This is a genomic window from Rhodobacter capsulatus (genome assembly GCF_052363175.1).
GTDB classification, from domain to species: domain Bacteria; phylum Pseudomonadota; class Alphaproteobacteria; order Rhodobacterales; family Rhodobacteraceae; genus Rhodobacter; species Rhodobacter capsulatus_D.
The window spans coordinates 597,137-620,492 of record NZ_CP198946.1 but is presented as its reverse complement, the minus strand read 5'-3'; the positions used below and the strand labels follow the sequence as shown (position 1 = coordinate 620,492).

The 23,356-nt window shown below is 65.2% G+C and carries 25 protein-coding genes and 1 pseudogene; 13 read left to right on the top strand and 13 right to left on the bottom strand.

The annotated features are described in order from the left end of the window. Nucleotides 1-65: 65 nt before the first annotated feature. Nucleotides 66-1,748 carry a putative bifunctional diguanylate cyclase/phosphodiesterase gene (locus ACTTAI_RS03825; RefSeq protein WP_444454454.1) on the bottom strand — a complete coding sequence of 561 codons (1,683 nt, stop codon included), beginning with the start codon at nucleotides 1,746-1,748 and terminating at the stop codon, nucleotides 66-68. Between the two features lie 201 nt (nucleotides 1,749-1,949). Between ACTTAI_RS03825 and metG the strand changes: the two genes are divergently transcribed. Further along, a complete protein-coding gene (gene metG / locus ACTTAI_RS03820; protein ID WP_444454452.1) occupies nucleotides 1,950-3,659 on the top strand; it encodes a methionine--tRNA ligase in 1,710 nt (569 codons plus the stop codon). A 165-nt stretch (nucleotides 3,660-3,824) separates the two neighbouring features. After that, nucleotides 3,825-4,748 (top strand): arginase, encoded by a 924-nt coding sequence (gene rocF, locus ACTTAI_RS03815; protein ID WP_444454450.1) that lies wholly within the window; start codon nucleotides 3,825-3,827, stop codon nucleotides 4,746-4,748. Here rocF and ACTTAI_RS03810 read toward each other — a convergent pair whose 3' ends face one another. From ACTTAI_RS03810 to argC, 4 genes are all read right to left on the bottom strand, one after another. Continuing rightward, a complete protein-coding gene (locus tag ACTTAI_RS03810; protein WP_444454448.1) occupies nucleotides 4,749-5,252 on the bottom strand; it encodes a holin family protein in 504 nt (167 codons plus the stop codon). Further along, nucleotides 5,243-5,854: a holin-associated N-acetylmuramidase gene (locus tag ACTTAI_RS03805; protein WP_444454446.1), complete on the bottom strand. Its 612-nt coding sequence runs from the start codon at nucleotides 5,852-5,854 to the stop codon at nucleotides 5,243-5,245. The genes ACTTAI_RS03810 and ACTTAI_RS03805 overlap by 10 nt, the downstream gene beginning before the upstream one ends. Nucleotides 5,855-5,921: 67 nt before the next feature. Then, the gene (ccmE, locus tag ACTTAI_RS03800) at nucleotides 5,922-6,374 is read right to left on the bottom strand and encodes a cytochrome c maturation protein CcmE (protein ID WP_444454444.1); all 453 of its coding nucleotides are present in this window, start codon (nucleotides 6,372-6,374) and stop codon (nucleotides 5,922-5,924) included. Between the two features lie 15 nt (nucleotides 6,375-6,389). Then, nucleotides 6,390-7,418 carry an N-acetyl-gamma-glutamyl-phosphate reductase gene (gene argC / locus ACTTAI_RS03795; RefSeq protein ID WP_444454442.1) on the bottom strand — a complete coding sequence of 343 codons (1,029 nt, stop codon included), beginning with the start codon at nucleotides 7,416-7,418 and terminating at the stop codon, nucleotides 6,390-6,392. A 76-nt stretch (nucleotides 7,419-7,494) separates the two neighbouring features. On the opposite strand from argC, the gene ACTTAI_RS03790 reads away from it, so the two are divergent. Continuing rightward, nucleotides 7,495-8,208, top strand: coding sequence for a DUF805 domain-containing protein (locus ACTTAI_RS03790; protein WP_444454440.1), 714 nt, complete (start codon nucleotides 7,495-7,497; stop codon nucleotides 8,206-8,208). 3 nt (nucleotides 8,209-8,211) lie between these two features. Here the strand turns inward: ACTTAI_RS03790 and murI are convergent, their stop codons facing one another. Then, complete coding sequence (gene murI / locus ACTTAI_RS03785; protein ID WP_444454439.1) at nucleotides 8,212-9,024, bottom strand: glutamate racemase; 813 nt, start codon at nucleotides 9,022-9,024, stop codon at nucleotides 8,212-8,214. Nucleotides 9,025-9,270: 246 nt separating this feature from the next. On the opposite strand from murI, the gene ACTTAI_RS03780 reads away from it, so the two are divergent. The 5 genes from ACTTAI_RS03780 (at nucleotide 9,271) to grxD (ending at nucleotide 14,343) form a co-directional block, all read left to right on the top strand. After that, entirely contained in the window at nucleotides 9,271-10,179 is a 909-nt protein-coding gene (locus ACTTAI_RS03780) for a LysR family transcriptional regulator (protein ID WP_444455691.1), read from the top strand. Between the two features lie 381 nt (nucleotides 10,180-10,560). Then, on the top strand, nucleotides 10,561-12,723 hold the full coding sequence (gene purL / locus ACTTAI_RS03775; RefSeq protein WP_444454437.1) for a phosphoribosylformylglycinamidine synthase subunit PurL: 2,163 nt from the start codon (nucleotides 10,561-10,563) through the stop codon (nucleotides 12,721-12,723). A gap of 10 nt (nucleotides 12,724-12,733) precedes the next feature. Then, entirely contained in the window at nucleotides 12,734-13,621 is an 888-nt protein-coding gene (locus tag ACTTAI_RS03770; RefSeq protein ID WP_444454435.1) for a hypothetical protein, read from the top strand. Between the two features lie 84 nt (nucleotides 13,622-13,705). After that, on the top strand, nucleotides 13,706-13,945 hold the full coding sequence (locus ACTTAI_RS03765; protein WP_013066292.1) for a BolA/IbaG family iron-sulfur metabolism protein: 240 nt from the start codon (nucleotides 13,706-13,708) through the stop codon (nucleotides 13,943-13,945). Between the two features lie 38 nt (nucleotides 13,946-13,983). After that, entirely contained in the window at nucleotides 13,984-14,343 is a 360-nt protein-coding gene (gene grxD, locus ACTTAI_RS03760; protein ID WP_444454433.1) for a Grx4 family monothiol glutaredoxin, read from the top strand. 54 nt (nucleotides 14,344-14,397) lie between these two features. Here grxD and ACTTAI_RS03755 read toward each other — a convergent pair whose 3' ends face one another. Both ACTTAI_RS03755 and ACTTAI_RS03750 read right to left on the bottom strand, forming a co-directional pair. After that, nucleotides 14,398-14,739, bottom strand: a complete 342-nt coding sequence (locus ACTTAI_RS03755) for a hypothetical protein (RefSeq protein WP_444454431.1) — start codon at nucleotides 14,737-14,739, stop codon at nucleotides 14,398-14,400. Between the two features lie 17 nt (nucleotides 14,740-14,756). Beyond that, on the bottom strand, nucleotides 14,757-14,918 hold the full coding sequence (locus ACTTAI_RS03750; protein WP_444454429.1) for a hypothetical protein: 162 nt from the start codon (nucleotides 14,916-14,918) through the stop codon (nucleotides 14,757-14,759). Between ACTTAI_RS03750 and deoC the strand changes: the two genes are divergently transcribed. Continuing rightward, the gene (gene deoC / locus ACTTAI_RS03745; RefSeq protein ID WP_444454427.1) at nucleotides 14,917-15,870 is read left to right on the top strand and encodes a deoxyribose-phosphate aldolase; all 954 of its coding nucleotides are present in this window, start codon (nucleotides 14,917-14,919) and stop codon (nucleotides 15,868-15,870) included. The two genes, ACTTAI_RS03750 and deoC, sit on opposite strands and share 2 nt — an antisense overlap. Before the next feature lie 7 nt (nucleotides 15,871-15,877). Then, complete coding sequence (locus ACTTAI_RS03740) at nucleotides 15,878-18,217, top strand: aldehyde dehydrogenase family protein (RefSeq protein ID WP_444454425.1); 2,340 nt, start codon at nucleotides 15,878-15,880, stop codon at nucleotides 18,215-18,217. A 151-nt stretch (nucleotides 18,218-18,368) separates the two neighbouring features. Here ACTTAI_RS03740 and ACTTAI_RS03735 read toward each other — a convergent pair. From ACTTAI_RS03735 to ACTTAI_RS03725, 3 genes and pseudogenes are all read right to left on the bottom strand, one after another. Next, nucleotides 18,369-19,016: pseudogene (locus ACTTAI_RS03735) on the bottom strand (DUF1523 family protein). Between the two features lie 9 nt (nucleotides 19,017-19,025). Further along, nucleotides 19,026-19,289 (bottom strand): hypothetical protein, encoded by a 264-nt coding sequence (locus tag ACTTAI_RS03730; RefSeq protein ID WP_444454423.1) that lies wholly within the window; start codon nucleotides 19,287-19,289, stop codon nucleotides 19,026-19,028. Between the two features lie 232 nt (nucleotides 19,290-19,521). After that, nucleotides 19,522-19,770, bottom strand: a complete 249-nt coding sequence (locus ACTTAI_RS03725) for a DUF167 domain-containing protein (protein ID WP_444454422.1) — start codon at nucleotides 19,768-19,770, stop codon at nucleotides 19,522-19,524. 93 nt (nucleotides 19,771-19,863) lie between these two features. Here ACTTAI_RS03725 and ACTTAI_RS03720 point away from each other — a divergent pair, with 93 nt between their 5' ends. After that, nucleotides 19,864-20,469, top strand: a complete 606-nt coding sequence (locus tag ACTTAI_RS03720) for a nitroreductase family protein (protein ID WP_444454420.1) — start codon at nucleotides 19,864-19,866, stop codon at nucleotides 20,467-20,469. Continuing rightward, the gene (locus ACTTAI_RS03715) at nucleotides 20,466-21,155 is read left to right on the top strand and encodes an EI24 domain-containing protein (protein WP_444454418.1); all 690 of its coding nucleotides are present in this window, start codon (nucleotides 20,466-20,468) and stop codon (nucleotides 21,153-21,155) included. The genes ACTTAI_RS03720 and ACTTAI_RS03715 overlap by 4 nt, the downstream gene beginning before the upstream one ends. 18 nt (nucleotides 21,156-21,173) lie before the next feature. Here the strand turns inward: ACTTAI_RS03715 and mce are convergent, their stop codons facing one another. Then, a complete protein-coding gene (gene mce, locus ACTTAI_RS03710) occupies nucleotides 21,174-21,578 on the bottom strand; it encodes a methylmalonyl-CoA epimerase (protein ID WP_444454416.1) in 405 nt (134 codons plus the stop codon). A gap of 141 nt (nucleotides 21,579-21,719) precedes the next feature. Here mce and ACTTAI_RS03705 point away from each other — a divergent pair, with 141 nt between their 5' ends. Continuing rightward, entirely contained in the window at nucleotides 21,720-22,430 is a 711-nt protein-coding gene (locus ACTTAI_RS03705; protein ID WP_444454414.1) for a response regulator, read from the top strand. Nucleotides 22,431-22,519: 89 nt separating this feature from the next. On the opposite strand, the gene ACTTAI_RS03700 is transcribed toward ACTTAI_RS03705, so the two are convergent. Next, nucleotides 22,520-23,227 carry a GNAT family N-acetyltransferase gene (locus tag ACTTAI_RS03700; protein ID WP_444454412.1) on the bottom strand — a complete coding sequence of 236 codons (708 nt, stop codon included), beginning with the start codon at nucleotides 23,225-23,227 and terminating at the stop codon, nucleotides 22,520-22,522. Nucleotides 23,228-23,356: the final 129 nt, after the last annotated feature.

Here is a 23,356-nt window from a genome sequence, read left to right as displayed (position 1 = left end):
TCGGGAAACATCAAGAACATAGTCGCTTTTGCTAGTCAAAAAGTCGTTTTTGATCGGCCAATCAATTAAACGCTTCTTTCTGAGCAAGAGACGCGTCCGATCAGACCAAGCACCCGCGCACAATCCTCGCGCGGGATCGGCTTGCTCCAGAGGAACCCCTGACCGATCTCAAAACCGAATTCGCGCATCAGCGCCGCGATATCCTCGGTCTCGACCCCCTCGACCACGGTGCCCAACCCCAGGGCACGCGCCAACGCCTGCAGGGATTTCAGGATCGCCCGATATCCCGGGCCAGTGTCGATCCCCGCAACGAAACTCTTGTCGATCTTGAGCTTCTGCACCGGATGGCGGGCAAGGCAGGTGAGCGAGGCATAGCCGGTGCCGAAGTCATCCAGAACCAGACCGACCCCCAGCGCATGCAAGGCTTCAAAGACTTCGGAACTGTGGGCAGCGGGGTCGATCACGATGTTTTCGGTGATCTCGATCTCGAGCAGCGCCGGAGGAAGGCCGCTCTCGGCCAGAGCCCGGGTGATCGAAGCGGGCAGAATGTCCCGGTCGAACTGGCGCGGAAAGACATTCACCGCCACCGTCAGGGGAGCTTCGCGGCTCATGTTCCAGATCGCCACCTGCGCGCAGGCCTCGCGCAGCACCCAATCCCCAACCGCCAGCGAGAGCTCGGAAGAGCTGAGAACCTCCATGAAGGCCCCCGGCAGAAGCAACCCCCATTCGGGATGTCTCCAGCGCAGAAGCGCCTCCAGCGCCACGATCCGGCCGCTCACCAGATCAACCTGCGGCTGATAATAAAGCTCGAACTCACGCCGCTCAACCGCCGCGCGCAGATCCCGCAACAGCCTGTGCCGGTGTTCGACCCGGTTGCGCAGGCTTTCGTCATAGCCCGTGGGCCGGTTGAACGCCACCTTGGAGGCTGCGAGCGCCAGCGCCGCATTGGCGATCAGCTCTCCGGCATGGGCTCCGTGCTCGGGCGCCGAGGCATGGCCGATGCCGAATTCGAGATGCAGGGGATGGCCCCCGATCTCGAAGGGCGCGCGCAACAGAGTCATCACCCGGGCAAGCTGCGGACCCGGCACCATGGGTTCGGCGCCCTGCATCATCAGGAAGACGAAGCCATCCTCGCCGGACCGGTAGAGCCGGACATCATCGGATTCGAGCCCCTCCAGCCGATCAGCGCAGGCCCGGATCAGCGCATCATGATGCGCCGGTTCAAAGGCCGCACGATTGCCCGCGAAAGGATCGATCTCGACGAACAGAAGACAGACCCGCCCCTGCGCCGGATCGACCCGGGTCAAGAGCGCATCCAGATCAAAGCGCAGCGCGCGGCGATCGGGCAGGCCGGTCAGCGCATCCTCTCCCGGCTCGCGGCTTTCATGGCGCGATGCCCCCGGACGATCGAGCGGATGCAGGAAGGCGAAGACCCGCCCGGCATCGGCATCGCGCTTGAGCATCACCTGCAACGCAATCTCCGTGCCATCGCGCCGCAGCCCCGTGACCGAGCGCATCCGGCCGATGGCCAGCGGCACCTTTCCCGCGTCAAAGGCACGCCGCAATTGCATGTGCAATTGCACCTGGCGCCGCGGGATCAGCACCTCCAGCGCCTGTCCAAGCAGGACGCCATGGTCATATCCGAACAACGCTGCCGCAGCACCGTTGAGGTAATCGATACGGCCTTGCGCATCGATTGCGACGACGCCATCTTCCGGCGCCCCGCGGGTAGGCCAGGAATAGTCCATTCTGGAGTCCGCTGCATGGTAACGGGGAGGGGCCGTCACACGCTTCAGTTGTGCACTGCTTCGTTCAGTTGCGCAAGCACGAGATTGTGTCTTTTTGTCTGACGGACTGTCGCAGCTTCCGCTGACCAAAGGGCGAAAGCCTCTGGCCAGCGACGGCCTGCCACGCTAAAGGGCTGCAGTTGCGGCAAGCGGGCAAGGGTCATGGCGCGTCATCTCATCACCTCGGCGATTCCCTATATCAACGGCATCAAGCATCTGGGCAACCTCGTGGGCAGCCAGCTGCAGGCCGATCTTTACGCGCGCTATTTGCGCGGGCGCGGCCATGAGGTGATGTTCATCTGTGCGACGGACGAACATGGCACGCCCGCGGAACTCGCCGCGGCGAAGGCGGGCAAGCCCGTCGCCGACTATTGCGCGGAAATGCATGACGTGCAGGCGGCGATCGCGGGCGGCTTCCGGCTGAGCTTCGATCACTTCGGCCGCTCGTCGAGCCCGCAGAACCGCGCCCTGACCCAGCATTTCGCGAAGGTGCTGGCCGATCAGGGGCTGATCCGCGAAGTCACCGAGAAACAGATGTATTCGGTGACCGACGGCCGCTTCCTGCCCGACCGCTACATCGAGGGCACCTGCCCGAACTGTGGCTTCGAAAGCGCCCGCGGCGATCAATGCGACAATTGCACGAAGCAGCTCGACCCGGTCGATCTGATCAACCCGCGCTCGGTGATTTCGGGTTCGACCGATCTGGAGATGCGCGAGACGAAGCACCTGTTCCTGCGCCAATCGGCGATGAAGGACAAGCTGGCCGCCTGGATCGACAGCAAGACCGACTGGCCGGTGCTTTCGACCTCGATCGCGAAGAAATGGCTGTTCGATGGCGAGGGGCTGCAGGACCGCGGCATCACCCGCGATCTGAGCTGGGGCGTTCCGGCGCAATTCGACGGTGCGCCGTGGCAGGGCATGGATGGCAAGGTCTTCTACGTCTGGTTCGACGCGCCGATCGAATATATCGCGGGCACGCAGGAATGGGCCGAGAAGACCGGCGGCGACTGGGCGCGCTGGTGGCGGCTCGATCAGGGCGCGGGCGACGTGACCTATACCCAGTTCATGGGCAAGGACAACGTGCCCTTCCACACGCTCAGCTTCCCCTCGACCATCCTTGGCTCGGCCGAGCCGTGGAAGCTCGTCGATTACATCAAGTCCTTCAACTATCTGAACTATGACGGCGGCCAGTTCTCGACCTCGCGCGGGCGCGGCGTGTTCATGGATCAGGCGCTGGGCATCCTGCCCTCGGATTACTGGCGCTGGTGGCTGCTGTCGCACGCGCCCGAAAGCGCGGATGCCGAATTCACCTGGGAGAATTTCCAGGCTTCGGTGAACAAGGATCTGGCCGACGTTCTGGGCAACCTCGTCAGCCGGGTGACGAAGTTCTGCAATTCGAAATTCGGCACCGAAGTGCCCGCCGCGGTGGTGATGACCGAACGCGAGACCGCGCTGATGGCGCAGTTCCGCGAAGGTCTGGCGGCTTACGAAAAGGCGATGGATGAAATCCACGTCCGCCGCGCCGCCGAGGAGTTGCGCGCGCTCTGGGTGCTTGGCAACGAATATCTGCAAGCCGCCGCGCCCTGGAGCGTGGTGAAGACCGACGAGGAAGCCGCGCGCGGCATCATCGCCTTCGCGCTGCATCTGATCCGGCTTTACGCGGTGCTATCGCGCCCCTTCATCCCGGATGCGGCGCAAGCGATCATGGCATCGCTCGACTGCGAAGACTGGGCCTGGCCCGAGGATCTCGACGCCGCGCTGACGGTTCTGCCCGCGGGCCATGCCTTCACGGTGCCGGAGAACCTCTTCCGCAAGATCACCGACGAAGAGCGCGAAGACTGGGCGAAACGCTTCGCCGGTCGGCGGGAGTAAGACGGGGGCGCTGCCCCCGCCCCTTCGGGGCTCCCCCGGGATATTTTTGGCAAGATAAAGTCATCGTCCTTTATCTTGCTTGAAATATCCTCGGGGGTGAATTCGGGCGCAGCCCGAAGAGGGGGCAGACAGCCCCCTTCGCCTTCGCATCGAAAGGAACCCGCCATGTCCCAGAAAGTGATCCTGATCGGCGCCCCCGTTGATACCGGGCAGAAGCGTGCGGGCTGTCTGATGGGCCCGGCCGCCTATCGCGTCGCGGGGCTGGCCGAAGCGATCACCGGGCTGGGTCATCAGGTGATCGACCGCGGCGATGTCGCGCCCGTCGCCCATCCGCCGATGCCGCATCCGAACCCGGCGGTGCATCATCTGGCCGAGACCGTCGGCTGGACCGAAGCCTTGGCGCAGGCAGGCCAAGCTGCCGCGGCCGAGGGCTTTCCGATCTTTCTGGGCGGGGATCATTCGCTCTCGCTCGGCTCGGTCGCGGGTGTCGCAGCACATGCGGCAAGCGTCGGGCGACCGCTCTTCCTTTTGTGGCTCGATGCCCATACCGATTTCCACACACTTGAGAGCACGCAATCGGGCAATCTGCATGGCACCCCGGTCGCCTATATCGCCGGGCGGCCCGGCTTCGATGCCTTCCCGCCCTTCCCTGCGCCGGTGGCGCATCACCGCATCTGCATGCTTGGCATCCGCTCCGTCGATGATGCCGAGGAAGCCGCGCTGATCCCGGCCGAGATCGAGATTGCCGACATGCGGGTGCTGGATGAGCGCGGCATCGGTGCCCCCCTGCGCGAATTTCTGGCCAAGGTCCGGGCCGAGAACGGGCTGCTGCATGTCTCGCTGGATGTCGATTTTCTCGACCCCTCGATCGCGCCCGCGGTGGGCACCACGGTTCCGGGCGGCACCACGTTCCGGGAAGCGCATCTGGTGATGGAGCTTCTGCACGAGTCGGGGCTGGTCAGCTCGCTCGATCTCGTCGAGCTGAACCCGTTTCTCGACGAGCGCGGGCGGACGGCCGAGCTGATGGTCGATCTGGTCGCCTCGCTGATGGGCCGGAAGGTCTTCGACCGGCCCACCCGGATGCATTGATCACGTGGCGGGCGCGGCCCCGGCGGCGCCTTTCGCCAGCAACTCGGTCAGGGCGCCATTCTCATCGGGTGCCGGGAGCGCCGCAACCGGAACCGGGGCGGAGGCCGCCTGCGCGCGGCTGTAGTGAAACTCCCGCGCGCCGAAGTAAAAGCTGACGATGGCGCCGAGAAGCCACCAGAGCGGCTCGGGCACGGCATTCAGCCCCACCATCCGATCCTCGAACCCCGCCGGATCGATCATCGCATAAACGAAGAGCCCGAGCGTGCCCAAGGCCAGCATCGGCCGTGGCAAACGGTTAAGGCCGTTGACGACGCGATCGAACAGCCCCGGCTGTGCAGTTTGAAACTCGCTCCCGTGTTCCGCGAGCGCCGCCTGCCAAACCGCTGCATCGGCCTCCATCTTCTTCGTCGCATTGGGGGTGAAGACCTCGGCCATCGAGGTCACCGCCGTGCCGATCGCCCCCGTCGCCGCGGGCGAGCCCAGAAGCGCCCCGATCAGCCCCATTTCGCCACCCGCGCCCGGTGCTGCGCCGCGCTCAGATGAAAGCGGGGCGAGATGAACTCCTCGGCACGCAGGATCCAGCCGCCCTTGGTGCCCGCCCGCGTCGTCGCATATTTGCGGCTGGCCGGGCGGCGGTCGGCCAGATCGTAGTAATAGTTGCGCCGCGCAATCCCGTAGGCATCGGCAAAGAGTTGCGGATCCCCCGCAGCCGCCGCCTGCGCCGCCGCGATCGTCTGCGGCCCCAGCACGCCATCGACCGCCACCGCATGCCCCATCCGGCCCAGCAACTCCTGCAGGATGCGGATCGCATGCGCCCCCGCATTCACCTGCATGTCGAAGACCGAGGCCTGCAGCGCCGCGGGCAGCTGATCGAGTTTCGGCGCCTTGAAATACTGCGAGACAAAGATCTCGGCCGCCTGATCGGAGGTCAGCAGCTGCAAGTCGCGCGCGCTCACCACCCCGTCGCGGTTCAGATCAAGGCCCAGCCCGCGCAGCGTCGCGAGCGTCACCCCGTATTTCGTCGCCCCCCCGGGGTCGGAGGGGTCGTTCACATAGCCACCCTCACGGGCGACGATTTCGCGGGCAATGTCAGTCACCGATTTCATGGCTCTCCCCTTGGCTGCCGGGGAAAGCCTCGCGAAATCAGGTTAACGGCGGCGCAAGCGGGCGCGCTCAGCCCTCGGGCTTGGCCGGGTCGCGATAGACGCCCTGCGCCTTCAGCGCGTCGGTCACTTCCTTGGGCATGTAGTTTTCGTCATGCTTGGCCAGGATTTCCCTGGCGATGAAGGTATCGCCCTGCATCTCGCCGGTGCCGACCATGCCCTTGCCTTCGCCAAAGAGGTCGGGCAGCACGCCGGTGAACTTGACCGGAACCGAGGCCCCGCCATCGGTGACCTTGAAGGTGATGTCCTCGCCCTGCCCGCGCACCAGCGTCCCGGTTTCGACCAGACCGCCCAGACGGAAGACCTCGCCCGGTTTCGGCGGCTCGGCTAGAACCTGGCTCGGCGCGCGGAAGAAGTTGATGCCGTCGCGCATGCCATAGCCGATCAGCGCGGTCGAAAGCGCCAGGGCCACCCCCGCCACCGCCAGAATCTGGATGCGCCGCGTTTTTTTCAGGTTCTTCATCGTCCTGGCCCTAAGTTACGGGAAGACCGGGGCCAGCATCAGCCCCATGGTTTCGGGCAGCCCGAGCATCAGGTTGGCGTTCTGGATCGCCTGCCCCGAGGAGCCCTTGGTGAGGTTGTCAAGCGCCACGGTCACGAGGGCGCGGCCCGGCAGCCGGTCGCCGATCACGCCGACATGGACGAAGTTCGACCCGGCGATCGAGCGGGTCGAGGCGAGCTGGCCAAAGGGCAGCACCTCGAGGAACACCTCGTTTTCATAGCGCTTGGCCAGCGCGGCGTGGATGTCGGCGGGCGTGCCGCGGACATAGACGGTGGCAAGAATCCCGCGATTGAAGGGCATCAGATGCGGCGTGAACTGCACCCGCACCTCGCGGCCCGCGACTTTGGAAAACTCCTGATCGAATTCGCCCAGGTGCCGGTGCTTGCCACCCGCCGAATAGGGCATCGTGCCGCCCGCAAGCTCCGCATGCAAAAGGTTTTCCTTCAGCGAGCGCCCGGCACCGGAAACGCCCGCCTTCAGGTCGATGACGATTTCATCAAGGTCGATCACCCCCGCCTCGATCAGCGGGCGGATCGCATATTGCCCCGCCGCCGCGTTGCAGCCCGTGCCCGCGCAGAGCCGGGCGGTTTTCAGCTCTTCGCGGTAGAACTCGGTCAGCCCGTAGACCGCCTCGGCCTGCAGATCCATCGCCGCATGCGGCTTGCCATACCACTTTTCATATTCCGCCGCGTCGCGCAGCCGGAAGTCGGCGGAAAGGTCCACCACCTTCAGATCGCGCGGCAGCTCGGCAATCACCGCCTGCGAGGTCGCATGCGGAAGCGCGCAGAAAGCGAGATCGACGGCGGAAAAATCGATATCCTCGATCTTCACCAGATCGGGCAGCCCCATGTGGCGCAGATGCGGAAACACCTCGCCCATGCGCATCCCGGCCTTTCGGTCGCCCGAAAGCGCGACGATCTCCATTTCGGGATGGGTCGCGATGATGCGGGCAAGCTCGGCTCCGGTGTAGCCCGAAGCCCCGAGGATGGCGATTTTCTGGGTCATTTTCGTCTCCGCAATTGTCGCCCCGTCCTGCCTCAGGCTAAGGTGTCGCGCAAGCAAAGTTTGCGCGAGGGTTTTGATGACGAAAGCGTGGCATTACGCATGGGCCGGCAAAAGCGAAGGCCCGGTGGACGATCTGGCGATCCGCGATCTGATCCGAGCGGGCCGGATCAAGGCTGATACCTTGATCTGGAGCGAGGGCATGGCGGATTGGCAAAGGGCCGATCAGCACTTCCCCTTCGCGCCGCCCCCGCTGACGACGGCCATGCCGCCGCTGCCGCAAGGCGCGCAGATGCCGCCGCAATTTGCCCGCGACGGCGGTCAGGGCGCTGCCCCGCCACGCGCGTTCGGCGAGGCGATCAAGGTCTGTTTCCAGAAATACGCCACCTTCAAGGGCCGCGCGAGCCGGTCGGAATACTGGTGGTTCTTCCTGTTCTGCATCATCCTCGGCTTCATCGGTGGCGCTCTCGAGGGGATCATGGGCAACGACGGCGCGGCGCTCAGCGGGATTGCCTCGCTCGCGACCTTCCTGCCTTCGCTCTCCGTCACGGTGCGGCGCCTGCATGACACCGACCGGTCGGGCTGGTGGATTGGCGGCTTCTATCTGGCGATGATCCCGGTCGGGGTGATCGCCGGGCTTATCGCGGCAGCGATCGATGCGGCGGGAGCGCAAGACCCCCTGATCGGCATGGGTTTGATGGGGCTGATGATGCTGCTGCTGTTTGGCTACTCGATTGCCATCCTCGTCTTCCTGTGCAGCAAAGGCACGCCCGGGCCGAACCGCTTCGGCTGAGGCTCAGGCGGCCTCGAACTTGATCTGGTGGCGCAGGAATTGCGTCGCATGGGTCGAAACCGAGGCTGGATCGCCCGTGGTGATGAATTTCGACACCGTGCCCTTGCCGATGAATTCCGGCTTGCGGGTCAGATAATCGGCGAGGCTTTCCGCCACCAGATTGGCCTGGGAATAGACCTTGACCTGCGGGCCAAGCGCCTCCTGAAAGGTTTTCTGCATCAAGGGGTAATGGGTGCAGCCCAGGATCGCCGCCTCGGGATGCGGCATCCGGCGCTTGAGCGCCTCGACATGGCTTTTCACCAGCGCTTCGGCCAGAATCTCGTCGCCCGCCTCGATCGCATCGACGACGCCGCCGCAGGGCTGCGCCTCGACATCCACCCCGATCGCGCGATAGGCCAGCTCGCGCTGGAAGGCGCGCGAGGCCACGGTGGCGGGCGTCGCGAACAGCGCCACATGCTTCACCGCCACTTCGCGCGGCGGGCTGTTGTCGCCCCATTGCCGTTCGGTCAGCGCCTCGATCAGCGGCACGAAGACGCCCAGAACCCGCTTGTCCTTCGGGATCCAGTGTTCCTGCATCTTCTTCAGCGCCGCGGCCGAGGCAGTGTTGCAGGCCAGAATCACCAGATCGCAGCCCTCGTCCCAAAGCCGCGAGACGCCCTTGCAGGTCAGGTCGTAAATGTCATCGGGGGTGCGCACACCGTAAGGCGCATGGGCGTTGTCGCCGTAATAGACGAAGGCCACCTCGGGCAACCGCTTCGAGACCGCTTCATAGACCGTCAGACCACCCAGCCCACTGTCGAAAACACCAACCGCCATGCCTGCTTCTCCGCCCTTTGCGTCTTCAACGCCCTTTTCTCGGTTCTAAGCCTCTCGGCTGCGAAAAGAAACGCCTATTGCGCGAGCAGCCGCGGCCGGGATGCCTGCACGGATGCACAAAAGTCGCTGCGACAACAAAGTTTATGCGCTAACAGTGAATTTCGCCGAAAGCCGTTTGGCAAGGGGCGCTGTTTTAGGTATGCAGCCCGTGCAAAACAGCTATGAACAGGTGGCGTCGTGAACGGCATGGATTGGGACAAGTTGCGCATCTTCCACGCCGTGGCGGATGCCGGGTCTTTGACCCATGCGGGCGATGCGCTGCACCTGTCGCAATCCGCCGTCAGCCGACAGATCCGCGCGCTGGAAGAGTCGCTTGGCACCACTCTGTTTCACCGCCACGCCCGCGGCCTGATCCTGACCGAGCAGGGGGAACTCCTGTTCGATGCAACCTCGACGATGGCGAAGAAGCTCGACGCCGCCGCCGCGCGCATCCGCGACAGCGAGGAAGAGGTCTTCGGCGAGCTCAAGGTCACGACCACGGTCGGCTTCGGCACGATGTGGCTCGCGCCGCGTCTGGTGAAGCTTTATGACCGCTATCCGGATCTGAAGATCGACCTTCTGCTGGAAGAGCGCGTGCTGGATCTGCCGATGCGCGAAGCCGATGTGGCGATCCGGATGAAGGAACCGGCGCAGGCCGACCTGATCCGCAAGCGGTTGATCAATATCCGCATGCGGCTTTACGCGACGCCCGAATATCTGGCCCGCGCCGGTCGCCCCGAGCGGATCGAGGACATGGCGAAGCACCGGCTGATCTGCCAGAATCCGGCCACACCGCAGGTGCAGGCAGGGGCGTGGCTGACGCAAAGCGTGATGGCGCATGGCGTGCCCTCGACGCTGATGGTGAACAACTATTTCGGCGTTCTGCAGGGCGTCCTGAACCATATCGGCGTCGGCGTTCTGCCCGATTACCTGACGGCCGACTTCCCTTATCTCGAACGCGTTCTGCCCGAAGTCGAGTCGGTGGAAGTGCCGGTCTTTCTGGCCTACCCCGAGGAACTGCGCTCCTCGCGCAGGGTCAATGCCTTCCGCGATTTCGTGCAGGAGGAAATCTTGGCCTATCGTCGCGGACAGACGAACGACCCGAGCGCGGATTGAGCCCCAGCAAGAATGCAACCAAAGGGCGAATAAAGACATTCGCTCAGCGCATACCGGCCATGCTGCAAGCGCAGCATGATTCTCCTTGAACCGTTCTCACTCTGCCCATAAATCGGGCGTTGAAGGCGATGGCCTGCGGAAACGCGCATCACCTTCTACCTCCCTGTTGGACTAAGGCCGAGCTTGTCTCGGCCCTTTTTTTTATCCCGGGGGATGATGTCGCTTTGAGTTAAGCGCATGTCGCTTTGCGTCACTCTCGCCCATTGCGTGCAAAGATGCCCTTCGACCTTGGCAAAAACCGCGCGCGGGCCCCGCTCTCCCCTTCCCCGACCGGCGCCGATGTTCTAAGGGAAACGCAACCAGCCGATGCCGGAGGAGCCGATGACCGAGCCGCAAATCACCCCCGACCTGATTGCCGCCCACGGGCTCAAACCGGATGAATATCAGCGCATCCTTGAGATCATCGGCCGCGAGCCGACCTTCACCGAGCTCGGCATCTTCTCGGCGATGTGGAACGAGCATTGCTCTTACAAGTCGTCCAAGGTCTGGCTGCGGACGCTCCACACCACCGGCGATCAAGTGATCTGTGGCCCGGGCGAGAACGCGGGCGTCGTCGATATCGGCGACGGTCAGGCGATCATCTTCAAGATGGAAAGCCACAACCACCCCTCCTACATCGAACCGCACCAAGGCGCGGCGACCGGCGTGGGCGGCATCCTGCGCGATGTCTTCACGATGGGCGCGCGGCCGATCGCGGCGATGGACAGCCTGTCCTTCGGCGTGCCGAGCCATCCGAAAACGCCCCACCTGGTCAAGGGCGTGGTCGAGGGCGTGGGCAGCTACGGCAACTGCTTCGGCGTGCCGAACGTCGGCGGCGAAGTGCGCTTCCACAAAAGCTACAACGGCAACTGCCTCGTGAACGCCTTCGCGGCGGGCCTCGCGCAGACCGACAACATCTTTTATTGCGCCGCCTCGGGCGTCGGCATGCCCGTCGTGTACCTTGGCGCCAAGACCGGCCGCGATGGCGTCGGCGGCGCCACGATGGCCTCGGCGGAATTCGACGACACGATCGAGGAGAAACGCCCGACCGTGCAAGTCGGCGACCCCTTCACCGAGAAATGCCTGATGGAAGCCTGCATGGAGCTGATGCAGACCGACGCGGTGATCTCGATTCAGGACATGGGGGCCGCGGGCTTGACCTGTTCGGCGGTGGAGATGGGCGACAAGGGCGGGCTTGGCATCAAGCTCATCCTCGACGCCGTGCCGCAGCGCGAAAAGAACATGAACGCCTATGAGATGATGCTGTCCGAAAGTCAGGAACGCATGCTCATGGTGCTCAAGCCCGAGAAAGAGGCCGAGGCCCGGGCGATCTTCGAGAAATGGGATCTGGATTTCGCCATCGTCGGCGAAACGATTGCGGAAGACCGCTTCCTGATCCTGCACAAGGGCGAAGTGAAAGCCGATCTGCCGCTGTCGAAACTGTCCTCGGCGGCGCCGGAATACAACCGTCCCTGGGTCGAAACGCCTGCCGCCGCACCGCTGGGCGCGCTGCCCGCGATCACCCCGATCGCCGGTCTGAAAGCGCTGATCGGTTCGCCGAACTATGCCGCGAAGAACTGGGTGTTCGAGCAATATGACACGCAGGTGATGGGCGATACCGTCCGCCGTCCGGGTCTGGGCGCGGGCGTCGTGCGCATTCACGGCACCAACAAGGCCGTGGCTTTCACCTCGGACGTGACGCCGCGCTATGTGAAAGCCAACCCGTTCGAGGGCGGCAAGCAGGCGGTGGCGGAAGCCTATCGCAACCTCTCGGCCGTGGGCGCCCTGCCCTTGGCGACGACCGACAACATGAACTTCGGCAACCCCGAAAAACCCGAGATCATGGGCCAGTTCGTGGGCGCGATCAAAGGCATCAGCGAGGCCTGCAAGGCGCTCGATTTCCCGATCGTCTCGGGCAACGTCTCGCTTTACAACGAGACCGACGGCACGGGCATCCTGCCGACGCCAACGATCGGCGCTGTGGGCCTCTTGAAATCGCTCGACGATCTGATCGGCGGGCTGCCGGAAGCGGGCGACATCGCGCTCGTCATCGGCGTGACGCACGGCCACCTTGGTCAATCGGCGCTGGCCGCCGAGGCCTTCGGCCTTGAAGACGGCGACGCACCGCCGGTCGATCTGGCCGACGAACGCAAGCACGGCGAATTCATCCGCGCCAATGGCCGGGTGCTGAAAGCCGCCGCCGACCTGACTGATGGCGGTCTGGCGCTCGCTGCCTTCGAAATGGCGGAAGCGGCCGGGCTCGGCATCTGTCTCGACAGCGGCGACATCGCGCAGCTCTTCGGCGAGGATCAGGCCCGCTATCTCGTCGCCTGCGACGAGGCGGGGGCGGAAGCACTCGAAGCGGCGGCCAAGGCGGCCGGTGTGCCCCTCGATCGCGTTGGCGTCTTTGGCGGCGACAGCGTGGTCTTTGGCACCGATGCCGCGCCGATGGCCGAGCTGAGCGCGCTTTACCGCACCGCCTTCGCCGCGGCGGTCGAAGGCTGAGGGCGGGCCGGTGGCCCGGCTCGCCTCCATCACGCTGATCGTCGGCCCGCATCAGACCGGGGCGACGGTTGTGCAAGATTCGTTCGTCTCGGCTCGTGATCCGCTTCGGGCCGAGGGCGTGGGGGTGATCACCAGCGCCGAGGTGCGCGATCATCTGCGCCTTGCCCTGCAACCCGAGGGCCGCTCCGCGACCGAGGTGAAGGCCCTGACCCGGGCCGCGCTCGACCGGCTGTGCCCCGGCGCGCGGCACGTGGTGGTGATCGAGGAAAACACCCTCGGCACACTGGCCCGGCCGCAATTTCTGGGCGAAAGTGGCATCCTTTATCCTTTCGCGGCCAAGCGTCTGCGCGATGCGCTCGCGGCCTTTGGCGGCGCCGAAGTGCGGGTGGGGCTGGCGATCCGTCATCCGGCCAGCTTCCTGCCCGCCTGCTGGGCCGAGCAACTGCGGCAAGCGCCCTGGCAAAGCTTTGCCGACTTCGCCGCTGCCCTGCCCCCCGCGGGAGTGCGCTGGCTCTGGCTCGTCAACCGGATGCTGCCGGTCTGTTCGACGCTGACGCTCTGGTCCGCAGAAGATCTGCCTGCCCTGCGCCCGCAGCTGATCGACTGGGCGACCGGGCTGCGCGGCTTCGGTGCGACCCTGGGGCTGCCCGATCTGCCCCCGGCCGCGCCGCTCTCGCATCGCGCGATCACGCAGCTGGAGGCCCGCATGGCCGAGGATCCAGGCTGCGACTATCGGCTGTTTCTGCGCCGCGCCCGGGCCGCTGCCCTGCAAAATCCCGATCAGCGCGCTTTCGACCCCTGGAGCGCCGAGGACCGCGCCGCCCTTGATCGCCTGCACGCCGAGGAGTTGCGCGATCTGGTCGCCCTGCCCGCCGTGACCCGGCTTGAGCCGCGCTGACCCACTTGGCACAGCCGCCGGGTGCTTGGCTCTTGTCGCCCCTCGCCGCGCAGCCTAGATTGATCCCAGAACAAGGAGTTGCCCATGCCGATGGAAGCCAGTGACATCGAAGCCCTGATCCGCGCCGGGTTTCCCGATGCAAAGATCACCATCACCGACCTCGCCGGTGACGGCAACCACTGGGGCGCCGAGGTGATCGATGCCTCGTTCAAGGGGCTGAACCGGGTGCAGCAGCAACGCGCTGTCTTCGCGACGCTGAAAGGCGCGATGGACGGGCCGAATGCACCGCTCCATGCCCTTGCCCTGACGACCAAGGCTGAATGAACCGCAGCGCAAGCGTTTCGAAGAAAGGACCCCCTCGCATGACCGCACTTGACCAGATCAAGGCCGATATCGCCGGAAACGATGTCATCCTCTACATGAAGGGCACGAAGGAAATGCCGCAATGCGGGTTTTCGAGCCGCGTCGCGGGCGTGCTGAACTACCTCGGCGTGACCTACAAAGATGTCAACGTGCTGGCCGATGCCGAGGTGCGTCAGGGCATCAAGGATTACTCCGACTGGCCGACGATCCCGCAGCTTTACGTCAAGGGCGACTTCGTCGGGGGCTGCGACATCGTCACCGAAATGATGCTCTCGGGCGAGCTCGACAAGCTCTTCGACGACAAGGGCATCACCTATGACAAGGGCCGCGCCGACCAGATCCGCGCCGCCAACGCCTGAGGCGACAAAGACAGGAAAGCCCCGCGCAGGCGGGGCTTTTTCTTGCAGGGCCTCTCAGAGCCTGACGAAAAAGGGATCGACATCCCAATAGGCCAGCAGATCGCTGGCTTTTTCATGCCGCATACCCAGAAGCTGCATCGCATAAACATCCATGCTCACTAGGGCCGCCAGCCGATAGCCCTGCATCGCCGCATCACGGGCAGGACTGGCTTCGGTGAATGACGTCTCGATCGCCGAGGCCGCCGAGACCAGCGCAAAACCCAGTTCCAGCGGCGGTTCATCGGGCCAATGCTCCACCATCTCGCGCACAAGACTGCGCCAGGACTCATCCGCCCGCAACAGCCGTTCGATGGCAAACGCCACCCGCTCTTCGATTCGCAAAGACATCATTGTCATGATCACCTCAAAGAAATTCAGCTTGCCGAAATCCGGCCATCCCGCAATGGGCTCACGGCATTTTTCCCCAGCTTTCGGCGCAACAAGGTGAAGACCGGCGGGCTTTGGCCGATCAGCCAGACGTTGAAGCCGGGGGCGGCAACCGATAGCCTGTAGGGACACAACGACAGGCCTGCCATGACCGATCCCCATCTTCGCAACCCGGGCATCCCTCTCGACCGCAGCTGGTTCGAGGAGATCGCCATCAACACCCCCGCCGCCGAAGCGCGTGCCGCGCATCTGGGGACCAGCCGGTCGCTGAAGAAGGAGTGGCAGGCGGCGTGGCTGGTGAATGCGATCCGCTGCATGGACCTGACGACGCTCGCGGGCGACGATACCGAGGCGCGGGTGGCACGGCTCTGCGCCAAGGCGCGGGCGCCCTTGGCCGATCACATCCTGACAGGGCTGGGGCTGGAGAGCCTGACGACCGGCGCCGTCTGCGTCTATCCGACGATGGTGGCCGCGGCGGTCAAGGCCTTGCGGGGGACGGCAATTCCCGTGGCCTCGGTGGCGACGGGCTTTCCCGCGGGGCTGATGCCTTTGCCGCTGCGGTTGGCCGAAATCCGTTATGCGGTTGATCAAGGCGCAGCCGAAATCGACATCGTGATTTCGCGGGCCTTGGCGCTGCGGGGCGACTGGGCGCAGCTTTTCGACGAGATCGCCGCAATGCGCGAGGCCTGCGGAGCAGCGCATATGAAGGCGATTCTGGCGACGGGCGATCTGCAGACGCTCTCGACGGTCTACAAGACCTCGATGGTGGCGATGCAGGCGGGGGCCGATTTCATCAAGACCTCGACCGGCAAGGAAGGCGTGAATGCCACCCTGCCGGTGTCGCTGACGATGGTCCGCGCGGCGCGCGACTATGGCGCGCGGACGGGGGTGAAGATCGGCTTCAAGCCCGCGGGCGGGATGAAGACGGCCAAGGATGCGCTGAACTGGCAGATCCTGATGAAGGAGGAGCTGGGCACCGACTGGCTCCGGCCGGATCTGTTCCGTCTGGGCGCCTCCTCGATGCTGGGCGATATCGAACGCCAGCTCGAAACCCATGTCACCGGCCGCTATGCCGCCAGCCACCGCCACGCGCTTGCCTGAGGGAAAGATGCCTTCCTTGAACGACATCCTGACGACGATGGATTATGGCCCCTCCCCCGAGGCGACGGGCGAGGTGAGCGCCTGGCTGAAAGCGCGCGGGCGCTTTGGCCTGCTGATCGACGGGGCGATGACCGCACCCGGACCGGGATTTGCGACGCAGAACCCGGCCACGGGCGAAACCTTGGCCGAGGTCACGCAGGCAAGTGCGGCCGATGTGGCCACCGCCGTCGCTGCAGCACGGGCCGCCGCCCCCGGCTGGGCCGCCCTTTCCGGCCATGAGCGGGCGAAATGGCTTTATGCCATCGCCCGCAACTTGCAGAAACGCGAGGCGTTTTTCCGGGTTCTGGAAGTTCTGGACACCGGGAAACCGATCCGCGAAACCCGCGACATCGACCTGCCGCTCGCCATCCGTCACTTCTACCACCACGCCGGCTGGGCCGAGCTGTGCACCGACGACTTCCCCGGCCATGCGCCCCTTGGCGTCGTTGGCGCGATCATCCCGTGGAACTTCCCGCTTCTGATGCTCGCGTGGAAAGTCGCCCCGGCGCTGGCCGCGGGCAATACGGTGGTTCTGAAACCGGCCGAGGAAACCCCGCTCACGGCGCTCGCCTTTGCCGAGATGTGCCTTGAAATCGGCCTGCCGCCGGGCGTCCTGAACATCGTCACCGGCGACGGCGCCACCGGTGCCGCTTTGGCCGCCAGCGCCGTCGACAAGATCGCCTTCACCGGCTCGACCGAGGTCGGGCGCAGCTTGCGTCAGGCCACGGCCGGATCGGGCAAGGCGCTGACGCTGGAGCTCGGCGGCAAGTCGCCCTTCCTCGTCTTCGCCGATGCCGATCTCGACGCCGCGATCGAGGGGGTCGTCGCCTCGGTCTGGACCAATCAGGGCCAGATCTGCTCGGCCGGATCGCGGATCTTCGTCGCCGAGACCGTGGCGGAGCGCTTCACCGACAGGCTGATCGCGCGGCTCGACAAGCTGCGTCTGGGCGATCCGCTCGACAAGGGCACGGATATCGGCGCCGTGATCTCGGAGGCGCAGCGCAGCCGCATGCTGGCCCTCGTGGCCCGCGGCGTCGCGGCGGGGGCAAGGCTGGTGCAATCCACCGCCCCCCTGCCCGCGCAGGGCAGCTTCGTCGCCCCCGGCCTGCTGCTCGAGGCGCAGCCGACCAACCCCTGCATGATCGAGGAAATCTTCGGCCCGATCGCAACGCTCGCCACCTTCCGCACGCCCAGCGAGGCGGTCGAGCTGGCCAATGCCAGCCGCTATGGGCTCGCCGCCTCGATCTGGTCCGAAAACGTGACCTTGGCGCAGGATGTGGCGGCGAAACTGGTGGCCGGAACGGTCTGGATCAACAGCCACAACATCTTCGACGCCGCCGCCCCCTTTGGCGGCATGCGCGAAAGCGGCTTTGGGCGCGAAAGCGGGCGCGAGGGGCTGCGCGCTTGCCTGCGCCCCGCCGCCCCCCCCGCCTTGGCCGAGGCCCCGGCGCCCGATTTCAGCGCCGCCCCCTGCCCCACACCGGCCCAGCCACAAGCCATCGACCGCACGGCGAAGCTTTACATCGGCGGCGCGCAGAAACGCCCCGATGGCGGCCAAAGCTGGCGCGTCACCCATCAGGGCCGCGAGATCGGCCTTGCCCCCCTTGGCGGGCGCAAGGACATCCGCAACGCGGTCGAGGCCGCGCACAAGGCCGCGGGTTGGTCCAAGATGACCGGCCACGCCCGGGCGCAGGTGCTGTACTTCCTCGCCGAGAACCTCTCGCTGCGCGCGGCGGAGTTCGAGGCCAATCTCGCCGAGACCGGGCATGATCCCGCCGAGGTCGCGCAGACGATCCGCCTTGCCTTCCGCGCCGCCGCGCTGGCAGACAAGATCGCGGGCGAGGTGATCCAGACGAAGCCGCAGATGCTGACCCTGACCCGGCCCGAGCCCTGGGGCGTTCTGGGCATCGCCTGCGCCAATGTGCAACCGCTGCTGGGGCTGGCCGCGCTGGTGCTGCCCGCGATCGCGGCGGGCAACCGGGTCGTCGCGATCCCGGCGATGGTGCAACCCCTTGTGGCGGCCGATTTCGCGCAGGTGCTCGATACGTCAGACGTGCCGGGCGGGGTGGTGAACCTGATCTGCGGCCCGCGCGACGATCTGGCGAAGGTGCTGGCACAACACGACGACGTGGCCGCGCTTTGGTATGCGGGCACGCCCGAAGGCGCCGCGAGGGTGGAACGCGACAGCGCCGCCAACCTCAAGGCCACATGGTGCCCGACGGGTCGCGACTGGGCGGCACAGGACATGGCCGAAACGATCACGCAAGCCACGCAGACGAAAACGATCTGGGTGCCCTACGGCATGTGAACCAAAAACCGCGCCCGGACCCCGGACGCGGTTTGCTTTATCTTGCCATAAGTATCCCGGGGTGAGATGGGATCGAGCCACCTTCCGGTGGAAGGTGGCCCCATCGAACGGGCTGCCCGTGGCAGCCCTGGGGGCAGCGCCCCCGCCTTGATCACTTCTTCCCGGTCAGATCGTCGAACATGCCCCGGGCCTTGTCGACGCCCGATTCGGCGCGGTCGGTCACATCCTCGATCGCATCAGCGACATCGCCCAGCACCGGATCGATCGCATTGCGCCGAAACTGGATCCAGAGCGCCCGCACCGTCAGGATCGCCATCACAAGCAGCGTCAGGAAGACGATGTTGAACCACGGAATGATCGAGACATCCGGCCCGTCCACGGTCTTGATCGAGATCGCGTTCGGGAAGATCGAGAACAGCTCGCTGCGCCAGCCGTAATAGGTGACCACGCCTCATTTCGGCGCCTCGGCCGTCGATTGCAGGTCAGCCGCCTGAGTCGACAGGTTCGCGGTGTCGAATTTGAAATAGGGCGGCCAGCCCCAGCCGGTGTCCTCGTTGCGATAGACGACGGGTTTGCCCTCGGGCGTCACCGTCGAGATGAACTGCACGTCATAGCTGGTCTGGCCCGCAGTCTTCACATCCGGCCCCGACCAGAAGATGCTGGTCCAGCCGCTCAGATCCTGCCGTTCCTGATAGATGTTGACCACCCGGACGATTTCATGCCGGGGCAGGGTGTAGTGCAGGAAGCTGCCGAAGATCACCACGATCAGCAGCCAGAAAGTCCATTTGACGTATCCCATACTCACCTCTCAGTTGGCGAAATAGACAAGCGCTCCCACGATCGCGAAGGGCAGCAGCATCACAAGACGCAACATGCGCTGCGGCAGGCTGCTTTCCCATGCGGCCATTCCGCTCTGTAGATAGGCATCGAAGTCCAACGCATCACCGGCGCCATCGTTCCACGCCGCCTCGAGCGCTTCACGTTTTCGCGACGCCAATGATAATCGTAAGACCCAATACCCCGATATCGCCATAACGGCGAGCAACACCAGCAATCTGCCAAATCCGACCATTTTTCGTCCCCGACCAGTCCGAACATGTGACAGGACCGCGGACAAGACACCACGTTCCCGAACAGCCCGACCCGTCCGGCAAGCGCAGTGTCTGCGCCCAAATGCGAACCGAGGTCCGCTTCGACCCTTTGGTCAGGAAAACTCACAAATTCGTCAGAGAATAGATGCACCGATGCCGCAGGGAAAAAATCTGCCGATCCGTGGCGCGTTCCACACGGCGCGAGGGCGCGGCTCAGTCGAGGCGAAAGACCTTGTCGCGCGCCGTCTCGCCCCGGATCAGGGTCAGCCGCGTCTTCGCCACGCCAAGGCTTTTCGCCAACAGTTTCAACACCGCCGCATTGGCCTTGCCGCCCTCGGGCACCACCGTCACATAGGCGCGCAACCCATCCTCGGCCACCACGATCTGATTGCGCGACGCCTTGGGCGTCACGCGCAGGGCGATTTCCGCGCCCGGCTGCGCAAGATGGCTCAGATCACTCATGCCCCCTTCTACCGCGCCGCAATCGCCCGGCAAGCCCCCTGCTTGCAATCCCGGCCGCCCCCGCCGATATCTTTCTCAGACAGGAGATGCGCGATGGATATTCCCCCCGGCACCGTCAACCGCGCCTTGCGCGACGAGACGACCCTCACCTTCCTTTCCACCCGCCGCTCGCGGCCGCCGAAGATGCTTGGCGCCCCCGCGCCGAACCGCACCGCGTTGCGCGAGATCCTGACGATCGCCGCGCGCGTGCCCGATCACGGCAAGCTGGAACCCTGGCGGTTCATCGTGCTTGAAAAACCCGCGCTCGAGCGGCTGACGGATGAGGCTGCGGTGTTTGCCGCCACCCATCTGCTGCCCGAAGAGGTCGCGGCCAAGGGTGTGTCGCAATTCGTGCAAAGCCCGCTTTGCGTCGCGCTGATCGCCGTGCCCCGGCCCACCGACAAGGTGCCCGCGATCGAGCAGACGCTGTCGGTCGGCGCCGCCGGGATGCAACTGGTGAATGCCGCGCTGGCCGCAGGCTGGGGGGCGGCCTGGCTCACCGGCTGGGTCGCGCATGATCGGCGTTTTGCCGCCCCGGCCCTTGGTCTGGCCGAGGGCGAATGGGTCGCGGGCCTCATTCACATCGGCACCGAGACCGCCCCGCCGCCCGAGCGCCCCCGCCCCGATCTTGACAGTCTCATCACATGGGTGACCGCATGATCTTCGACATCTTCCTGCGCGGCTGGGCCGATCTGGCCCGGCCCGGCGCGCTGAAAGTTCTGTTCAAGGGCATCGGCCTTGCAATCCTGCTGCTGCTCGCGGTCTGGTTCGGCCTTTTCGAGCTAATCGGCTGGTTCGTCCCCGACACGATCACCCTGCCATGGATCGGCGAGATCGGCTGGATCGATCCGGCGCTGTCGATCGCCTCGATCGGCGTGATGCTGATCGCCTCGGTCTTCCTGATGGTGCCGGTGGCCTCCATCTTCACCGGCTTCTTCCTTGACGAGGTCGCTGATCTGGTCGAGCGCGCGCATTACCCCGGCCTGCCGCCGGTGCGCGGCCTGAGCCTGTCGGAGACGCTCGGCGACAGCCTGCGATTCTTCGGGGTGGTGCTTGCGGCGAACCTTGTGGCGCTGATCGTCTATCTGTTCGTCGGACCGCTGGCGCCCATCGTCTTCTTCGCGCTGAACGGCTATCTGCTCGGGCGCGAATATTTCCAGATGGCGGCGATGCGGCGCATGGGCCGGGCCGAAGCGTCGGCGCTTTATGCGGCCAACAAGACGACGATCTGGGCCTCGGGCGCGCTGATGGCGCTGCCGCTGACGGTACCGGTTCTGAACCTTGCGGTGCCGGTCGTGGGGGCTGCCGCCTTCACCCACCTGTTTCACCGGCTGGCGCAGCGGTAACCGCGCCAGCCGAAAGGCTTACACCTGTTCGAGCTCGATCAGGCAGCCGTTGAAGTCCTTCGGATGCAGGAACAGCACGGGCTTGCCATGCGCGCCGATCTTCGGCTCGCCGGTGCCCAGAACGCGGGCGCCTTCGGCCTTGAGCTTGTCGCGCGCGGCCAGGATATCCTCGACTTCAAAGCACATGTGGTGGATCCCGCCCGAGGGATTCTTGTCGAGAAAGCCCTTGATCGGGCTGTTTTCACCCAGAGGGTAAAGAAGCTCGATCTTGGTGTTGGGCAGTTCGATGAACACCACGGTCACGCCGTGGTCCGGTTCGTCCTGCGGCGGATTCACTTTGGCGCCAAGCGTGTTGGCATATTGCGCCGACGCTGCCGCAAGATCCGGCACGGCGATGGCGACATGGTTCAGACGTCCGATCATGGTGGGCCTCCAGTTGCTTTTCATCGCATAGGAGCGCGAAAACCGCGATGCAAGCGCGCCGTTCGGTGTTTGCGTTAACCAGACGTTAGGCAAATGCATCGTTAACTCAGGAAAACGCGATTCCTCTGCCAGGGTGGCGCCATGACCGACGATCTGAACTCCTTCCTCTCCTGCCGACCCGCGACGGCGGAACGCCCCTTGCTCGGGTTGACCGTGCTTCTGGTCGAAGACAGCCGTTTCGCTTCGGAAGCGGTGCGGCTTTTGTGCCTGCGCTCTGGCGCGCGCATCCGCCGGGCCGATTGCCTGCGCTCGGCGCATCGGCATCTGGCCACCTACCGACCGAATGTGGTCGTGGTGGACATGGGCCTGCCCGATGGCTCGGGGGCCGATCTGATCCGCCACATCAAGGATGCCGGTCCCGGCAGCCCGGCGGTGATCGGACTTTCGGGCGATCCGGGCATGATGGCAGAGGCGATGGAGGCCGGCGCGGATGCCTTCATGGAAAAACCGCTCGATTCGCTCGTGGCCTTTCAGGCGCGGGTGCTCTCGGTGCTGCCGCCCGATGTGCGCCCGGCCGGGGTGCGGCCGATCAATGACGACAAGGTGCTGCCCGACCCGCTCGCGCTGCGCGACGACCTGAGCCATGTGGCCGATGTTCTGGCGGCCGAGCCGGATGGCGCGGTTCTGGGCTATGTGGCGCAGTTCCTGGCCGGTGTCGCGCGGTCCGCACATGACGGCGATCTCGAATTGGCGGCCTCGGCGCTTGGCGGCAAGACCGCCCCGAGCGAGGCGGCAATCTCCCGCCTCACCGGGATCGTGCAGGCACGACTGGCCGCAGCCTCGGGGTTCTGAGGCCGCCGCGCCTTCGCACCCGACTGAAAGAGCGTATTTGGGCCACGAAAAAACAACAGCTTTTCCTGGCTCAAATACGCAAACCGTTCCTATCCCTGCAACACCGGGTCCGAAGCGACGCGCACCAGTCGCGTCAGATCGGTCAGGCGCTCGATCTGATGCCCGGCGTCATCGAAGTTCGACGGTGACAGCCAAGCCTCATAGGCTTCCTGCAGCCCAGGCCAATCCTTGTCTGTGGCGGCGAACCAGGCGGTGTCGCGGTTGCGCCCCTTGACGATCGCCGCCTGCCGGAACGTGCCCTCGTAGCTTAGGCCAAGCCGTTCCGCCGCGCGGCGCGACGGGATGTTGAGCGCGTCACATTTCCATTCAAACCGCCGATAGCCCGTCCGGAACGCCCAGGAAATCATCAGGATCATCGCCTCGGTCGCCGCGGTCGAGCGCGACAGTCGCCGCGACAGATTGATGTGCCCCAGTTCGATCACCCCCATCTCCGGGGTGATTCGCAGATAGGACATCACGCCCGAGGCCAGACCGGTTTCCCTTTCCACCACCGCATAGAACAGCGGATCGCGCGAAGCGGCCATGTCGCCGACCCAGCGGATGTAACCCGCTTCCGAGGGGAACGGCCCATAGGGCAGATAATCCCAGATCGCGTCATCTTCGCTGTTGGCGCGGAAGAGCGCATCGGCATGACGTTCCTCAAGCCGCTCCAGACGGCAGGCCCGGCCCTCGATCACCTCTGCATCCGGAAACCGCGGTGCGACCCAGCCCGTCACCGCTTCGCCAAATTTCTTCATGTTTCCTTCCCCTTTTCGGGGCAGGCTAACCGGCCCGGCGCGACGGCGCAATTGCCGCGCAAAGGCACCAATGCTTCCCAGATCCTGCCGCAATCCTTGGCGAATTTGACGGTGATCCCCCTGCCAGAG

Bases quoted from the DNA above. Each gene is read 5' to 3' on its own strand.
- ACTTAI_RS03825 (WP_444454454.1), bottom strand. From the start codon at position 1,748: ATGGACTATTCCTGGCCTACCCGCGGGGCGCCGGAAGATGGCGTCGTC.
- metG (WP_444454452.1), top strand. From the start codon at position 1,950: ATGGCGCGTCATCTCATCACCTCGGCGATTCCCTATATCAACGGCATC.
- rocF (WP_444454450.1), top strand. From the start codon at position 3,825: ATGTCCCAGAAAGTGATCCTGATCGGCGCCCCCGTTGATACCGGGCAG.
- ACTTAI_RS03810 (WP_444454448.1), bottom strand. From the start codon at position 5,252: ATGGGGCTGATCGGGGCGCTTCTGGGCTCGCCCGCGGCGACGGGGGCG.
- ACTTAI_RS03805 (WP_444454446.1), bottom strand. From the start codon at position 5,854: ATGAAATCGGTGACTGACATTGCCCGCGAAATCGTCGCCCGTGAGGGT.
- ccmE (WP_444454444.1), bottom strand. From the start codon at position 6,374: ATGAAGAACCTGAAAAAAACGCGGCGCATCCAGATTCTGGCGGTGGCG.
- argC (WP_444454442.1), bottom strand. From the start codon at position 7,418: ATGACCCAGAAAATCGCCATCCTCGGGGCTTCGGGCTACACCGGAGCC.
- ACTTAI_RS03790 (WP_444454440.1), top strand. From the start codon at position 7,495: ATGACGAAAGCGTGGCATTACGCATGGGCCGGCAAAAGCGAAGGCCCG.
- murI (WP_444454439.1), bottom strand. From the start codon at position 9,024: ATGGCGGTTGGTGTTTTCGACAGTGGGCTGGGTGGTCTGACGGTCTAT.
- ACTTAI_RS03780 (WP_444455691.1), top strand. From the start codon at position 9,271: ATGGATTGGGACAAGTTGCGCATCTTCCACGCCGTGGCGGATGCCGGG.
- purL (WP_444454437.1), top strand. From the start codon at position 10,561: ATGACCGAGCCGCAAATCACCCCCGACCTGATTGCCGCCCACGGGCTC.
- ACTTAI_RS03765 (WP_013066292.1), top strand. From the start codon at position 13,706: ATGCCGATGGAAGCCAGTGACATCGAAGCCCTGATCCGCGCCGGGTTT.
- grxD (WP_444454433.1), top strand. From the start codon at position 13,984: ATGACCGCACTTGACCAGATCAAGGCCGATATCGCCGGAAACGATGTC.
- ACTTAI_RS03755 (WP_444454431.1), bottom strand. From the start codon at position 14,739: ATGACAATGATGTCTTTGCGAATCGAAGAGCGGGTGGCGTTTGCCATC.
- deoC (WP_444454427.1), top strand. From the start codon at position 14,917: ATGACCGATCCCCATCTTCGCAACCCGGGCATCCCTCTCGACCGCAGC.
- ACTTAI_RS03750 (WP_444454429.1), bottom strand. From the start codon at position 14,918: ATGGCAGGCCTGTCGTTGTGTCCCTACAGGCTATCGGTTGCCGCCCCC.
- ACTTAI_RS03740 (WP_444454425.1), top strand. From the start codon at position 15,878: ATGCCTTCCTTGAACGACATCCTGACGACGATGGATTATGGCCCCTCC.
- ACTTAI_RS03730 (WP_444454423.1), bottom strand. From the start codon at position 19,289: ATGGTCGGATTTGGCAGATTGCTGGTGTTGCTCGCCGTTATGGCGATA.
- ACTTAI_RS03725 (WP_444454422.1), bottom strand. From the start codon at position 19,770: ATGAGTGATCTGAGCCATCTTGCGCAGCCGGGCGCGGAAATCGCCCTG.
- ACTTAI_RS03720 (WP_444454420.1), top strand. From the start codon at position 19,864: ATGGATATTCCCCCCGGCACCGTCAACCGCGCCTTGCGCGACGAGACG.
- ACTTAI_RS03715 (WP_444454418.1), top strand. From the start codon at position 20,466: ATGATCTTCGACATCTTCCTGCGCGGCTGGGCCGATCTGGCCCGGCCC.
- mce (WP_444454416.1), bottom strand. From the start codon at position 21,578: ATGATCGGACGTCTGAACCATGTCGCCATCGCCGTGCCGGATCTTGCG.
- ACTTAI_RS03705 (WP_444454414.1), top strand. From the start codon at position 21,720: ATGACCGACGATCTGAACTCCTTCCTCTCCTGCCGACCCGCGACGGCG.
- ACTTAI_RS03700 (WP_444454412.1), bottom strand. From the start codon at position 23,227: ATGAAGAAATTTGGCGAAGCGGTGACGGGCTGGGTCGCACCGCGGTTT.